The organism is Psychroflexus aurantiacus (assembly GCF_010820555.1).
GTDB classification, from domain to species: domain Bacteria; phylum Bacteroidota; class Bacteroidia; order Flavobacteriales; family Flavobacteriaceae; genus Psychroflexus; species Psychroflexus aurantiacus.
The window spans coordinates 1-507 of record NZ_JAAIKD010000043.1 but is presented as its reverse complement, the minus strand read 5'-3'; the positions used below and the strand labels follow the sequence as shown (position 1 = coordinate 507).

Genomic DNA, 507 nt, shown 5'->3' with positions numbered 1-507 from the left:
AGCCTGTGTTGCCAAGCGTTTTTTTTTGCGTTCGAGATCCACTGTCGGATTTACTTTTATTCAATTACTTTATCTTAAAAATTAGCAACTTATTTGTAAGTAAATCAAGTTAAATATTATGAACTCTACCTTTCAGATTTCTTCTATTAAAACTTGAAACACGAGTTTGGTCTTGCTTGTCTAATATAAAATAAATCACAAAGGGTAATCCGATAGAGAAATATACATATTCACTATCCCCAAAAATTAGAAAATATAAAGACACTCCAATTACTAGCAAAAAGGAAATTCCTGCTAATATTAATGGGGATTTCGATCTATTAGCAATTAATTCATCCACGTGAAATTCCGAGCTATTTCCACAGTTTTTACAATTCAGTGTTTTTGTTTCGCCATCTTTCATTGCAAATTCAACTCTCGTATTTGCTTCTGTAGAATATCCTATTTCATTTCTGCAATTCTTACATTTTCCGTAAACTTTCATTTTCGATTAAGTTTTGATTTTAT

General features: G+C 30.2%; 1 protein-coding gene. It reads right to left on the bottom strand.

The genetic code is table 11. The annotated features are described in order from the left end of the window. Positions 1-109 precede the first annotated feature (109 nt). Complete coding sequence (locus tag G3567_RS13260) at positions 110-484, bottom strand: hypothetical protein (protein ID WP_164005794.1); 375 nt, start codon at positions 482-484, stop codon at positions 110-112. Positions 485-507 lie beyond the last annotated feature (23 nt).